The sequence below is a fragment of the Pseudanabaena sp. PCC 9330 genome (assembly GCF_055795045.1).
The window spans coordinates 249,714-261,410 of the sequence record NZ_JAYFES010000116.1 but is presented as its reverse complement, the minus strand read 5'-3'; the positions used below and the strand labels follow the sequence as shown (position 1 = coordinate 261,410).

15 protein-coding genes are annotated in these 11,697 nt (G+C 59.7%); 5 read left to right on the top strand and 10 right to left on the bottom strand.

Features of this window, described 5'->3' with window-relative positions; genetic code table 11:
- Positions 1-31 precede the first annotated feature (31 nt).
- Positions 32-190, bottom strand: a complete 159-nt coding sequence (locus tag AC0QKW_RS22005; protein WP_473153245.1) for a hypothetical protein — start codon at positions 188-190, stop codon at positions 32-34.
- A 177-nt stretch (positions 191-367) separates the two neighbouring features.
- On the opposite strand from AC0QKW_RS22005, the gene efp reads away from it, so the two are divergent.
- The 4 genes from efp (at position 368) to AC0QKW_RS21985 (ending at position 2,933) form a co-directional block, all read left to right on the top strand.
- Positions 368-925: an elongation factor P gene (gene efp / locus AC0QKW_RS22000; protein WP_473153244.1), complete on the top strand. Its 558-nt coding sequence runs from the start codon at positions 368-370 to the stop codon at positions 923-925.
- Between the two features lie 93 nt (positions 926-1,018).
- Positions 1,019-1,516, top strand: a complete 498-nt coding sequence (gene accB, locus AC0QKW_RS21995) for an acetyl-CoA carboxylase biotin carboxyl carrier protein (protein WP_473153243.1) — start codon at positions 1,019-1,021, stop codon at positions 1,514-1,516.
- A gap of 20 nt (positions 1,517-1,536) precedes the next feature.
- Positions 1,537-2,289 (top strand): orotidine-5'-phosphate decarboxylase, encoded by a 753-nt coding sequence (pyrF, locus tag AC0QKW_RS21990; RefSeq protein ID WP_473153242.1) that lies wholly within the window; start codon positions 1,537-1,539, stop codon positions 2,287-2,289.
- A complete protein-coding gene (locus AC0QKW_RS21985; protein WP_473153241.1) occupies positions 2,265-2,933 on the top strand; it encodes a hypothetical protein in 669 nt (222 codons plus the stop codon). The genes pyrF and AC0QKW_RS21985 overlap by 25 nt, the downstream gene beginning before the upstream one ends.
- Here AC0QKW_RS21985 and cofH read toward each other — a convergent pair.
- Positions 2,837-4,042: a 7,8-didemethyl-8-hydroxy-5-deazariboflavin synthase subunit CofH gene (gene cofH / locus AC0QKW_RS21980; protein ID WP_473153240.1), complete on the bottom strand. Its 1,206-nt coding sequence runs from the start codon at positions 4,040-4,042 to the stop codon at positions 2,837-2,839. The two genes, AC0QKW_RS21985 and cofH, sit on opposite strands and share 97 nt — an antisense overlap.
- A 131-nt stretch (positions 4,043-4,173) precedes the next feature.
- Between cofH and AC0QKW_RS21975 the strand changes: the two genes are divergently transcribed.
- The gene (locus AC0QKW_RS21975; protein ID WP_473153239.1) at positions 4,174-5,280 is read left to right on the top strand and encodes an AI-2E family transporter; all 1,107 of its coding nucleotides are present in this window, start codon (positions 4,174-4,176) and stop codon (positions 5,278-5,280) included.
- 193 nt (positions 5,281-5,473) lie between these two features.
- Here the strand turns inward: AC0QKW_RS21975 and purD are convergent, their stop codons facing one another.
- The 8 genes from purD to AC0QKW_RS21935 form a co-directional block, all read right to left on the bottom strand.
- A complete protein-coding gene (gene purD / locus AC0QKW_RS21970; RefSeq protein WP_473153238.1) occupies positions 5,474-6,778 on the bottom strand; it encodes a phosphoribosylamine--glycine ligase in 1,305 nt (434 codons plus the stop codon).
- A 41-nt stretch (positions 6,779-6,819) separates the two neighbouring features.
- Positions 6,820-7,635, bottom strand: a complete 816-nt coding sequence (locus tag AC0QKW_RS21965; RefSeq protein ID WP_473153237.1) for a Uma2 family endonuclease — start codon at positions 7,633-7,635, stop codon at positions 6,820-6,822.
- A 106-nt stretch (positions 7,636-7,741) separates the two neighbouring features.
- A complete protein-coding gene (locus tag AC0QKW_RS21960; RefSeq protein WP_473153236.1) occupies positions 7,742-8,938 on the bottom strand; it encodes a sensor histidine kinase in 1,197 nt (398 codons plus the stop codon).
- A 136-nt stretch (positions 8,939-9,074) separates the two neighbouring features.
- Positions 9,075-9,506, bottom strand: coding sequence for a response regulator (locus tag AC0QKW_RS21955; RefSeq protein WP_473153235.1), 432 nt, complete (start codon positions 9,504-9,506; stop codon positions 9,075-9,077).
- 285 nt (positions 9,507-9,791) lie between these two features.
- Positions 9,792-10,922, bottom strand: coding sequence for a DUF3326 domain-containing protein (locus tag AC0QKW_RS21950; protein WP_473153234.1), 1,131 nt, complete (start codon positions 10,920-10,922; stop codon positions 9,792-9,794).
- Between the two features lie 13 nt (positions 10,923-10,935).
- Positions 10,936-11,118 (bottom strand): hypothetical protein, encoded by a 183-nt coding sequence (locus AC0QKW_RS21945; protein WP_473153233.1) that lies wholly within the window; start codon positions 11,116-11,118, stop codon positions 10,936-10,938.
- 11 nt (positions 11,119-11,129) lie between these two features.
- Positions 11,130-11,447: a 2Fe-2S iron-sulfur cluster-binding protein gene (locus tag AC0QKW_RS21940; protein WP_473153232.1), complete on the bottom strand. Its 318-nt coding sequence runs from the start codon at positions 11,445-11,447 to the stop codon at positions 11,130-11,132.
- A gap of 67 nt (positions 11,448-11,514) precedes the next feature.
- Positions 11,515-11,688, bottom strand: coding sequence for a hypothetical protein (locus tag AC0QKW_RS21935; protein WP_473153231.1), 174 nt, complete (start codon positions 11,686-11,688; stop codon positions 11,515-11,517).
- Positions 11,689-11,697: the final 9 nt, after the last annotated feature.

Sequence of the window (11,697 nt, the reverse complement as noted above, 5' to 3'; positions counted from 1 at the left end):
GTGTAATTATCTAGAGCAATGGGAAGCATCTCTACAATCTTGTCATACTCTGGAGCACCCCCAGCTTGGCTGAACGTTTGCAGGTGCTCCCCAGGAATAGCTCAACTAGGCTGGCCATAGCCCCATAAACCTCATCCCAACCGGGGAAAGTGTCATGGCCTACGGCGATCGCCCAGGGCAGATAGGCCATGTTCTAACCAGTCTGGCGATGGTTATAGGCTCATTCCCGGCGGGCTATAGCCATCGCTGTGGCCATAGCCCCCTGGGCTAAAAATCTCTAGAACCCGTTTTGCCAATGCCTGTGGTAAGTGGCCACTGGGGGGTAAAATGAGGTGCCAAACTTAGACTGCTTACCGTAGCCAGACCCATGATTTCCAGCAACGACTTTCGCACCGGTACTTCGATCGAGCTAGATGGTTCTGTCTGGCGCGTGGTGGAGTTTCTCCACGTCAAGCCGGGCAAAGGGTCTGCCTTTGTGCGCACCAAGCTCAAGAATGTCAAAACCGGCAACACCGTCGAAAAAACCTTCCGGGCTGGCGAGACTGTGCCCCAGGCGGTAATCGAAAAGGTCAACATGCAGCACACCTACCGCGACGGCGAAGACCTGGTGTTTATGGACATGGAAACCTACGAAGAAGCCCGCCTCACCCCCGATGAAATCGGCTCCCAGGTGAAATATTTGAAAGAAGGCATGGAAGTCAGCGTCGTCAGCTGGAATGGTCAGATTCTAGAAGTGGAGCTGCCCAACTCCATCGTGCTAGAGGTCACCCAGACCGACCCCGGCGTCAAGGGCGACACCGCTACCGGCGGCACCAAACCCGCTATTCTCGAAACCGGTGCCCAGGTGATGGTGCCCCTGTTTATTACCATCGGTGAAAAGATCAAGGTCGATACCCGCACCGACGCCTACCTGGGGCGCGAGTAAAGTACGCCAGTTTTATACCTTTTGTATGAGTCGCCAGGCTCAACCAACCAGCACTGACATCCCTGGGCCATTGCACCCTATGAGACCTTCGCCGTGGAACTAAGCGTCAACGATTTGAGAGAGCTAGTCGCCGCCCTAGGCCAGAGCGATATTGTCGAGCTCACCCTTAAGAGCGCTGACTTTGAGCTCACCCTGCGCAAGCCGGGGGGCATGGCGCAGGTATCTGCCCCTCCAGCGGTGGTTAAAGCCGAGCCGCTGGTGAACGTAGCCGACGTCGCCAGCCCGACCCCGGTAGCAGAGGTGCCGCCCGCGGCCCCGGCTCCGGCTACCCCGCCAGGCAAAGGTAGTGATTTGGTGGCCATTACCTCCCCCATGGTGGGTACGTTCTACCGATCGCCAGCCCCCGAAGAGCCCTCTTTTGTGGCCGTGGGCGATCGCATTAGCAGTGGTCAAACCGTCTGCATTATCGAAGCCATGAAGCTAATGAACGAGCTAGAGGCCGAAGTCAGCGGCGAAGTGGTCGAAATTTTGGTCGACAATGCCCAGCCGGTCGAGTTTGGTCAAACCTTGATCTTGGTGCGCCCAGTTTGACCCCTCACCCCGACTCTGCCATGACTGCTGCGGCCCAGAGCGTTTCCCCCAGCGTTGATCAGCGCATCATTGTGCCGCTTGACCTGCCCTCAGCCGCCGCCGCTCTGGCTCTGGTCGATGCCATGCCCGAGGTGAGCTTTTGGAAAGTGGGGTTAGAGCTCTTCGTCAGCTCTGGGCCAACGCTTTTACAAGAGCTCAAGGCACGACAAAAGCGGATTTTTCTCGACCTCAAGTTTCACGACATTCCCAACACCATGGCCGGGGCCTGCGGGGCAGCGGGGCGCTACGGGGTAGACCTACTGACTATTCATGCCGCAGCGGGGAAGATCGCGCTGGAGGCGGCAAACCAGGCGGCGATCGCCGCCGCGACCACCGCAGGAATGCAGCCACCGCTGGTGATTGCCGTTACTCTGCTCACCAGCATTTCGCCCCAGATGCTCACCTTTGAGCTCAAGGTGCCCCTAGAGGCGTCAGACTATGTCCTACAGATGGCCATGCTGGCCCGAGACAGTGGTCTAGGCGGTGCCGTCTGCTCACCCCAGGAGGTCAGCGATCTGCGGCGCTTTTTGCCTCCTGACTTTGTGCTGGTGTGCCCTGGGGTGCGCCCCACCTGGGCCGATAGCCAAGATCAGCGCCGCACCCTAACCCCGGCCCAGGCGCTGCTGGCCGGAGCCAACTACCTAGTGATCGGTCGCCCCATCACCGCCGTCGCCGACCCTGCCGCTGCGTTTCAACGCATCTGTGACGAATGCACCGCCGCCATCTCTTCTTAAGCAGCCGGTCTGCCCTCGCCCTAGGAAGTCTCATCCTAGGCTATCTAGCCTTAGGGGCGATGGGGGCGCTGCCCCTGGCCGCAGAGCCAGCGTCTCTGCATCGATCGGAGACCGCCGCTCCAGAGACATCGCCCCAGATCTGCCCCACGGACCTGCCAGTGCTGGCACCCCAGCTTTTGACTGACCTACCCAGCTATGCCAACCGGGTGGCCAGCCGCGCCTCTGCCCTAGAGCAGCTCTTGGCAGAGCCTAGAACTACTATCTTGGCAACTAGCCCAGCAGACCTAACCCCCATCGATTTGGCTGAGTTCGGGCCTGATGGTGGGGGCGCAGATAATTCGGGCCTACAGCAGCTATTTTTTACCACGCTAGAGCGGCAATTTTGGCCCGATCGCGTGGTGTCGTTGCAGCACCATCACTGGCTGTTTTTAGCCCAGTCTCCCGAGGGCTGGCGTTTGGCCCTGCTGTACTCCAGTGTAGATACCCTCCAGGGCACGGCCGATCGCGGCCCCACCCCACCCCAGGAGACCAGCGACGGCATTGTCGGTCAGGCGGTCAGGCTCTGGCTGCGCGACTGCCAGGCCGGGGCAGTTTTTCCTGCCCCCTCAGTCACCAGCTCACCAGCGGTGGGCACCGCACCGTAGAGGGTGTCGCGCTGCTGAGCGGGGCGGGTTAGGGAGGCGATCGCCTCCCGCAGCTCGGCCACCGTCAGGCCAGTGCCTCCCACAGCCCCGGCCATGGTGGTGATGTGCTCTTCCATTAGGGTGCCGCCGAGGTCATTGCAGCCCCAGGTCAGCGCCTCGGTAGCCCCGGCTAGCCCCAGTTTGACCCAGCTAGGCTGGTGGTTGGCGATCGCATTGCCCAGGTAGAGACGAGCCACCCCTGTCAGCAGCAGGGCATCGGCCAGCACCGGCTGGTCGCGCCCCACCCGCCGCCGCAGAGGCTTAGGAGCCTCCTGCCCAACAAAGGGCAGCACGATAAATTCGGTGATCGCTGCGTCATAGCCGGCCCCGAGAGAACACCGCTGGAGCTGGCGCAGGTGCTCTAGGTGGGCGATCTGCTGGGCCGGGGTCTCGATGTGCCCCGACAACATAGTGCTAGTGGTAGGCAGCCCAATGGCGTGGGCCAGCCCCACAATCTCTAGCCAGGTGGCAGTATTGATTTTTTCGGGACACAGCACTCGACGCACCTCATCTACCAGCACCTCAGCGGCGGTGCCGGGCAGCGACCCCACCCCCGCATCGCGCAGCGACAGCAGCACATCGCGGTAGCTCAGCCCATCCTGGCGGGCGATAAACTCCACCTCCTGGGGGGAGAAGGCGTGCAGGTGCAGGGCAGGAAAGCTGCTCTTAATGGTCTCGACCAGCTTCAGGTAGTAGCCCAGGGAGGTGCCGTTGACCTTGGCGTAGGGGTTGAGCCCGCCCTGCATACAGATTTCGGTTGCCCCCAGGGCGACGGCTTCGGTAGCCTTTTCGAGAATAGGGGCAAAGTCGAGCCAGTAGGCTCCGTCGCCATCGCGATCGCGGCGAAAAGCGCAGAAGCTACAGTGCTGCTCACAAATGTTGGTGTAGTTGATGTTGCGGTTGATCACGTAGGTGACCGTGTCACCCACCTGTTGCCGACGCAGGCTATCGGCGGCGCGGCGAATCGCCGCCCGAGACTCAACGTCGCGCTGCTGGAGCAAAGCTACGCCTTCTGCCGGAGTCAGGTCGTCCCCCGCCAGAGCCTTCGCCAAAATGCTATCTATTGTCATGGTTTCATTGAGCCCACCTCGGCCCCTGCGATAGTGTCATTGCTACATTGTGGCGGGTATTGCGGCGGCGGGTTTTCCTCTCCAGCTAGACTTGGTATACCCTAGGGCCAGTCTCCCCATAAAATGGCTCAATGAATCCTAAGGCGCTGGTTTTTCCTCGCTGGCTGCGAAATTCGCTGCTGCTGCCGCTGTTCTTTCTCAATGGCTGGGTTTTTACCCAGCTGATCGACTTTTTGCAGCCTCTGGTGACCATGGTGCTGATCGCCATCATGCTGGCCCTGGTGCTCGACTACCCGGTGCAGTTTTTGCAGCAGCGGGGTATATCTCGGGGGGTGAGCCTGGGCCTGGTGGTGGTGGTGGCGATCGCGGCCATTCTAGTCGGTGCTTTTCTGGTGCTGCCCGCCCTAGTCAGTCAGCTAGGCGATTTTCTCAACCAGCTGCCCCAGTGGGTGGCCTCGTCAGAGGGGGTGTTTGGCTGGCTCGATCGGCTGGCCATTACCGACGCCGTGGGGGTTAACTTTAGCGAGATACAGGCCCAGCTGGTGCGGCAGATGACTGGCGTGATGCGCACCCTGGGCACCACCCTGCTGGGTCTGCTGGCGGGCAGCGTCAGCGGCGGCTTTAAAGTGTTTTTTGTGATTGTGCTGACGGTGTTTATGCTGGTCAAGGGGGGCAGAGCCTGGGCCGGCATGATGAGCTGGCTATCGCCCTGGTGGCGCGATCGCCTAGAGACAAAGGTGCCCTACAAGTTCAAGCGATTTATCAGCGTCCAGGTGATGCTGGCCACTGGGTTTGGCCTCGTGCTAGCGCTGATTTTCACCCTGATTCGAGTACCCCTGGCGCTGATGTTTGCCATGCTGATCGGCATGGGCAGCCTGTTTCCGTTTATGGGAGCCTTTGCCCAAACCAGCGTTAGCCTGTTTGTCATGATTCACGATCTGGGTACCGGCATTCAGGTGTTTGTGATCGCTCTGGTGCTGGGTCAGATTTTAGACGAGATCATCTTGCCTAAGGTGATGGGCGATCTGATCGGCGTCAACCCCATCTGGCTGATTGTCTCGGTCTTTATTGGGGCCAGACTGGGCGGGGTGATGGGAATTTTGATCGCTGTCCCCATCGCCAGCGTGATTAAAGAAATTGTCTCTGACCTGATCGCCGAAGCCCGAGGCGAAGTGACTGCCCCACCCGAGTTACCCCAGGCGCTTGCTGCCGAGGTCACCCCCCAGGAGAATATCTAGTACTCGGCAAGGCCATTTCCACCAGAGCAAATTCCCGATTAACAAACCGTTCTATCGTAGGGGCAAACGGTTGTTTGCCCGATGCAGGAAGGTTCTTTCTGAGAAATAGCCTAAGCCCACTGTTCCTGAAACCTGACACCCAGTACCTGACACCATCCCCCAGGGGCGTCATAGTTCAGTCAGCAAGACTCCGTTACTTGCTACCCATCACCCGATGGCCAATGTCGCGGCGGTAGACCATGCCTTCAAAGCTGAGCTTGTCGACGGCGGCGTAGGCGTTGGCGATCGCCTCTTCAAAGCTATCTCCCAGCCCCGTCACCCCCAGCACTCGGCCCCCGTCGGCCACAATGCTGTCGCCCTTGCGGCGTGTCCCGGCGTGAAACACCAGCGCCCCGGTGGCAGCGGCGGCTTCAAAGCCAGCAATTTCCATACCTTTGGGGTAGCTACCGGGGTAGCCCTCGGCGGCGATCACCACGCAGGCGGCGGCACCGGGCTTCCACCGCAAATCTAGGGTCTCTAACCGACCCTCAATGCAAGCCAGCATCACCTCCTCTAGGGGGGTCTCTAGCAGGGGCACCACCGCCTGGGTCTCGGGGTCGCCAAAGCGGCAGTTAAACTCCACTACCTTGGGCACCCCCTCGGGGGTGATCATCAGCCCAGCGTAGAGAATGCCGCGATAGTCGATACCACGACGGCGCAGGGTGGCGATCGCCGGTTCCAGTACCTCCTGCTGCACCCGCTCTAGAATCTCAGGGGTAACCACGGGAGTAGGTGCGTAGGCTCCCATACCGCCAGTATTTGGCCCAGTGTCGCCCTCGCCGATGGCCTTGTGGTCTTGGGCCGGCACCAGGGGGCGAATGGTGGTGCCGTCGGTGACCGCCAGTACCGAGGCTTCTTGGCCGGTCATAAACTCTTCGATCACCACCTGGCTGCCCGCCGCACCAAATTTGCCGCTGAAGATGTCGGCGATCGCCTCGATGGCTTCCTCTAGGGTGTGGGCCACGGTGACCCCCTTGCCCGCCGCCAGCCCGTCGGCCTTGATCACAATGGGCGCACCTACCTGCTTGAGGTAGTCTAGGGCGGCGGCTTCGTCGGTAAACACCTCAGCCTTCGCCGTGGGGATGCCCGCCTCAACCATCAGCGCCTTGGCCCAGGCTTTGCTGGCCTCGATCTGCGCCCCCGCCTGGCAGGGGCCAAACACCTTGAGTCCCTGATTCTGCAAATAGTCGGTAATGCCTTCTGCCAGGGGCTGTTCGGGGCCAACCACCACCAGCTCTAGGTTGTTGACTAGGGCAAAGCGGGCGATGCCCTCAAAGTCGCTGGGGTTCATCGCTAGGTTGCGGCAGTGGGGCAAGGTGGCGGTGCCGCCGTTGCCAGGCACGCAAAACACTTCGGTAATTTTGGGTAAGGCCCCCTGAGGGGCGGTCTCCGACCTACGCAGCAGCGCCCAGGCCAGGGTATGTTCACGACCACCGCTGCCAACCACAAGAGCTTTCACAGAATCTTTCCCCGAGTGTTACGGACTGAATTTGGCGGTTTCTATTCTCCCATGTTGCTCCGGCTAGTGAGTACTGGATTGCCAAAGCTCACTGGCGCTGTGCTCCTAGGATTCGAGATCAATGCCGCGATGGTCAAAGACCGACCCAGAGGGTCATCGCGCAATTTGCCCTTCAGGGCGGCCAGCCTGGCCTCGGCTTCGTCGGCCCGCTGCTGCGCTTGTTCTGCTCGTTGACGCGCTTGTTCTGCTCGCTGTTCCGCCTGCTGGCGGGCCAGCGCCTCGCGCCGCAGGGCCTCTGCCAGCTCTCTAGGAATTAAAAGACGCTCCCCAGTATCGTCGCGGTAGAAGCCGATTAAAGCCCCTTCTACCGCCAGTCGTAGCCCCAATGCCGCGCTGCGACCATCGGTAATCGGCTGGTAGTAATTCTGCTCTAGACGGTAGCCCTCAAGCTGGTGGGGCAGCCATTCGCCCTTGGGGTCAAACAGCCAATATTCTTGCACCCCCATCTGCTCGTAGAGGGTTTTCTTAAAAACCTGGTCGTGGTCTTGGGTGCTCTGGGAGAGCATTTCAAAGATCACCGCTGGCACCTGACTCTCTTCCCAGATCTTGTAGCTGTCGCGCCCACCGGGTTCGACATCGAAAATTACCATTACGTCGGGGGCGCAGCGCAGCCGGGGCATGCCTTCGGAGTAATACAAAAACTGGTTGGCCAACACCGTCGCCCGTCGCCCCTCCAGATACTGGCGCAGCACCTCCAGCGTCACCAGCAGGGCATAGAGATGCACAAAGGTTGCGGCCACGGGTTCACCATCCAAGGTGGGGTATTGGAGGGCGATTTTATCTAGGGCAACGGTCACAGGGCCAAGGCGATCGCAACAACATTCCCATCGTAGCAAGTCCAAGACGACCAACGACCGAGCGGCAGGGATCCTTGGCCCATTGTCTGTCCATCCAGCCGTTGACCTAACCGATTCGCCGAGGCAGCGTCACGGTAAATACAGTCCCCTGACCCAGCTCACTCTTAACCGCAACGGTGCCGCCCATAATTGACACTAGAGAATGCACGATCGCCAGCCCCAAACCCGTACCAGAGCGCTGGCGGCGAATCGTTTGATCGACCTGGCGAAAGGCTTCAAAGATGTGGGGCAGATGATCGGCAGCAATGCCAATGCCGGTATCGGCAACTGTTAAAACAACCTGGTCGGGCAATGATTCACTCAGGGTGATCTGCACCTGACCGCGATCGGTAAACTTCACCGCGTTTGACACCAAGTTGGTCAGCACCTGCCGCAGCCGATGCTCGTCGTTATGAATGATCGGATCCTGTAGGAGCAGAGTCAGCTCTAGGGACAACGCTTTAGCGTCGGCCAGCGACTGTAGGTCAAACAGCGTGGCCTGCACCAGCCGAGGCAGATCCACAGCGGTGGAGGTCAGGGTCAGTCGCTGGGCCTCTAGCTTTGACAGATCGAGAATATCGTTGACCAGGTTGAGCAAATTTTTGCCGTTGGTAAAAATGCGCTTGACCATTTCGGCCTGGTGGTCGGTCAGCGGCCCCTTCGACTGGCTATCGAGAATTTGAGAAAATCCCAGAATGGCATTGAGGGGAGTGCGCAGCTCGTGGGACATGGTGGCCAAAAACTCCGACTTTACCCGGTAGGCCGACAGCAGCTTGAGGTTTTGGTCTTCAATATAGCGACGCTGACGCCCTAGCTCTTCATTTTGCCGGGTCAGCAGGGCGTTGGTCTGTTGCAGCTGGGCCAGGGCATTGGCCTCCCGCTGTTCGGCCTTGTGCACCCGCATGGCATTGCGCAAGAGCAGCGCCAGGCGATCGGGAGACACCCGAGTTTTTACCAGGTAGTCACTGGCCCCCGCCTTCATTAAATCTACCGCGATCTGCTCATCTCCCTGCCCGGTGAGCACCACAAGGGGAATGGTCACCCCCTCGGCCCGCCACTGACGAATCAAAGACAGGCCATCTTGCTCAGGGAGGCGATAGTCGAGAAACACGCAGTCACAGGGACGAGTACTGAGATGGACGATCGCCTCTTCAGCATTGATCACCTCGGTTACCTGTATCGACAGATCGGCCTTAGCCAAGGCCCGGCAGATCGCCATACGATCGACCGCGTCGTCATCGACCAAGAGCAGTTCTATGGCCATACCCATTCAGACGTTATCGCTGCCCTGAGGTTGCACATTTTCACATGTTTGGGTCAAGACTAAATCAGACCGGCTTGTCCAATGTCTGCCATCAACTCAACCTGGGTCAAGCCAACAATAGAGTTTTGCCTACAGTCTAAGGGATTTCACACAGCGCCCAGTACTGATTAAGCGCCGCCATCACATTGGCAAAGGTGGCAAAGGTGACCGGCTTGAGAATGTAGCCCGCCACATTGAGGCGGTAGGCCTCTAGGCGATCGCGGTCAGCATCGGAGGTGGTTAGCACCACCACCGGGGTAGACTTCAACACCTCATCCTGCCGTAGCGCCTGCAAAAATTCGAGGCCGTTCATCTTCGGCATGTTGATGTCGAGCAGCACCAAGCGGCGGTGTCCGGGCACCGTCGGCGGCGCTGCATCACTACCCCGCAGCATCGACAACGCTTCTAGCCCGTTATTGGCGACATACAGCGGGTTTTTAATTTGATTGCGCTTAAAGGCTCGCCGGACGTTCATCACGTCCACTGCGTCATCCTCCACTAGCAAAACGTTAACCGTGCGCTCTTTCATAACCTGTTCCTGTGACAGCAGCGAAGGTCAGGCCTACAACAGCTGCGGCCCCTCGCCCAGCCGTTTAGGCCATGGCAAGACCCATAGCAACAACAAAACCATTCCCTAGGCCTAGCATTGCTGGGAAATATCGGCAGCGGTGCTTGCCTAGCAGCTTTTCACCTGTAGGCAACGGCAGAAAGACAACCCTACTAGTGATGACCAAGCTGACCTTCTCCAGACTCAATTGTAGAAATGTAAATCACAGTTTTTATCTGCCCGAGGGGAGAACCTCAACCCCAGCCGCTACGCAAAGTCTCGCTCAGAATTTGTAATTTTTCCCCAGGGAGAACTCCGTTTCTCGCTTTGGATAGGGTCTATTTTCTTTAGGTGGGGCACATGGGCAGTCAGCGCCTGGGGATGCACCCCTGCTCGGTGAGCGACCAGCAGGCCGATCGCCTCCAGATACGACGCCACTCGCACCACGGGTACACCGAGGCTTTCTGGGCTGACAGATAGAGCAGTGGAGTTGGCTTCAACGGCGATCGCTAAGGCCCGTGGCCCCAAACTCAGCAGGGCGCTGCCACCGCCGGCACTGGCGGGCACTACGATCGCATCTACCTGGTCAGCCCACAGCGATCCAGCACCGGAAGACGGCCCCGCCACAAACTGGGGGGCCCGGCTCAGCCCCGCCAGCACACAGGGCAAAAAGGTATGGCCCAGCTCCTCCGCCGCCGACTTGGGCGAGATAGAAGGATCGAGGGGCAGCGGTCCCAGGGCTGGGGCGTGGGCACAGGGCACTCGCAGGGTACGCACCACCAGGTGGCTAATCACCGCCTCGGCCCCCGCCAGGGGGTCAACCCCCTGGCCCTGGCGATAGTCTTGCAGGGCCTCGCTCTCAATGTCGTCAGGGAAGCGAGCAACTACGGCGATCGCATTGGCTCCAGCGGCGATCGCCCGCTCCGCCGCCCGCAGCAAACTGTCAGGCCGCCCAATCGTGCCCCAGGTCGCCCCCGACGCCGCCGATCGCAGCTCTACTCCTAGGGGCGCATCGGTGACCACGTAGTCAGTCAAGTGCAGTCCAAGGGTGGCCCGGGCCGCATCCGCCGCCTGGAGATGCCGCCAGCGCAGGTCGTCTTCGATCGCGACATCTAGCACCAGCCCAATGCGGTTGCTATGCACTGGCCGCAGGCCCCACCGCCCCGCCGCAAACTGGTCAAGGCCGTAGCCCTCGACGTAGAGCGCGTTGGGCAGCGGCCAGTAGAGCTGCGCCCCATTCATCACATTGGGATGGGTAATCAGCGTATCCACCACCGAGGCCATGGCCCGCGCCACCGGCAGAGCGTCTCCCGCATAGCCGCCCACCGCCGCACCAATTCCCGTCGGCACCACCAGCACCGCAGTATAGGGACGACGACCAGGGACAGGGGAGAGCATAATTCAGAGAAAATCAGGGCTCAGTCGTTACCACAGCCTCTACGGTGGCAACTTGGGTTGCGCTATTGACCTGGGTAATGGCCCAGCGCAGCGGCTCCCCCTGTTCGGCTAGAGCCGCTTCGATCGCACTGACCAAATCGCCCCTGGCATCTCCCAAAGGAAAATTTAGCGTAATGAAGTGAGTAGCTAAGGCCATGGCGTTGATGTCTACCCCTGGCCAAACTGCTTCTGATAGACAATGTCTTCTTTCTCAGTTTCTAGCTTGATATCAGAACGGGGATAGGCCACACACAGCAGCGCGTAGCCCTCCGCCTGTAGCTCATTGCTAACCCCCATGCCGTCAGATTGATCGACCTCACCCTCTAGCACCAGCGCGGCACAGGTGGTGCAGACCCCCGCGCCGCAAGAGGTCGGTAGGTCGAGCCCCACCGCATGGGCCGCCGCCAAAATAGTCTGGTCTTCGGGCACGGTAATGGTGTGGGTCGAGCCCCGGTGGTGAATCTCAACGGTGTAGCTGGTGGCCATAGCAGATCAAAGGAAATGGGGTTAAGGGTGAAAATAGCGGGGCAAATTTAGCCCAAATCCCAACCTATCATCCCACCGGAAAGGTGCGGTCAAATTCTTCTAGCAGATCGTCCATTTCTTCGATCGCCTGGTTGACATCGATCCGCAGCGTGCCCAAATCTGGCTGCTCCAGCAGGCGAATCAGCGCCTCTCGCTTGCTGCGAATGGCCGTAATGCGATCGCGAATCCCTTGCAGTTCCATAGCATCTCC